General features: G+C 69.2%; 2 protein-coding genes. One reads left to right on the top strand and one right to left on the bottom strand.

Going from position 1 to position 1330, the window contains the following annotated elements; all coding sequences use genetic code 11:
* Positions 1 to 102: 102 nt before the first annotated feature.
* A complete protein-coding gene (locus tag ACFRMQ_RS19990) occupies positions 103 to 456 on the bottom strand; it encodes a hypothetical protein (RefSeq protein WP_380731819.1) in 354 nt (117 codons plus the stop codon).
* 483 nt (positions 457 to 939) lie between these two features.
* Between ACFRMQ_RS19990 and ACFRMQ_RS19985 the strand changes: the two genes are divergently transcribed.
* Positions 940 to 1330 (top strand): hypothetical protein (locus ACFRMQ_RS19985; protein WP_380731818.1); only part of this gene is annotated, 391 nt, incomplete at its 3' end.

Below are 1330 nucleotides of genomic sequence, written 5' to 3'. Positions count from 1 at the left end.
GGGGCCCTGTCCCCCCGGGGCGGGGCGCCCCGCCCCCCCCGGGCCCCCACGGCCGTGCCTCACAGTGCTTGCGCCCACTCCTCGCGAAGTGGGTTCGGAGCTTTAGTACTTGAACCACACGTCGGAGTACCGGATGGACCAGGTGCAGTTCAGCTGACCCCAGTTGCTGATCGTCGAACCCTTGGAGATGTAGGTCCAGCCGGACGCCCGGTCGTAGTCCACGCCGCCGCAGTAGGCCTCGTTCTGGTAGTAGCCCGCGTCCGAGGTGTTGTAGCAGTGCGCCGACGTGCCGGTGCTGCCCCAGGTCGAGTAGCAGTTGTTGAGGTTGGCACTCTGGCCGCCGGCGCTGGCCAGCGGCGCGAAGCCCACCAGTGCCGCCGCCGCGAACGACGCGACGAACCCGAGCCTTACTATCGTCGAACGCGCCCCGTCAACCGGGGTGGCGGTCTTCGCCATGATGTCCTCCCAAGCGCATCACGATGGCGGGGAGGGGGTTCCGCGTTGCCGCGCGGGGCCCCCGCACCCTTGACAGAGGCCGGGCAGGTCCTACGTGGCGCCCCCCGGCCACCAGGAGCCTTTCGTGTGCCGCCGGTTCAGGCAAGGGGAGTGACAGCAGTGATCTTCATACCGTTTTCTCCCACAAGTTCCGCACACGACCACTGCCCGACATGACGCTCCGTCACATCGATCGGCATCGGACGACGATCCTCCGGACCGGCAGCTTCGGAGGGTGACATTACTTTCGCATAACAGATCCATGACCTGCCCTTGGCGTGCGCCGCCGAGACGGCAGGAGTGGGACCCGAGGGGGACCCGGAATCCTCCGGTGGTCGTACAACGGGGCAAATCCGGCATACCTAGCCTTGAGGGGAAGAATCCGACCAGTCGGCAGGGCCCCGCAGTCGCGGGGCCGCGCCGCGATCAACGACTGGAGCTCCCATGCCCCGCTCCTCCTGCCTCGCCTTCACGGTCGGCGGCCTCGCCCTCGCCGGGCTGGCGGTGGGCGGTGCCGTCCTGGTGAACAGCGACTGGCTCGCCAAGAAGGCCGGCGCCGCCTGGGAGATCACCTACGAAGCCACGGCGGGCCAGGCCGGCGCGCCGCCGCGCGCGGAGGACGTGCGCTACAGCCACAACCCCGACCGGAACGACTCCGCGGACAAGAAGGAGACGACCGGCCCGGTGAGCCTGCCCTGGAAGAAGACGGTGTTCGTCAGGGTCGGGGAGCAGGCCCGGGTGGAGGTTCTCCCGGCCGGCAACACGAAGGCCGAGTGCCGCATTCTGTTGGACGGTGTCCGGGTGGTGGCGGAAGGCACCTCCCCCGGCCCCGGCC

Source organism: Kitasatospora sp. NPDC056783 (assembly GCF_042789895.1).
In the GTDB taxonomy this organism is placed as follows: Bacteria; Actinomycetota; Actinomycetes; order Streptomycetales; family Streptomycetaceae; genus Kitasatospora.
The sequence above is the reverse complement of the archived record's forward strand: the minus strand, read 5'-3'. Positions and strand labels throughout refer to the sequence as shown.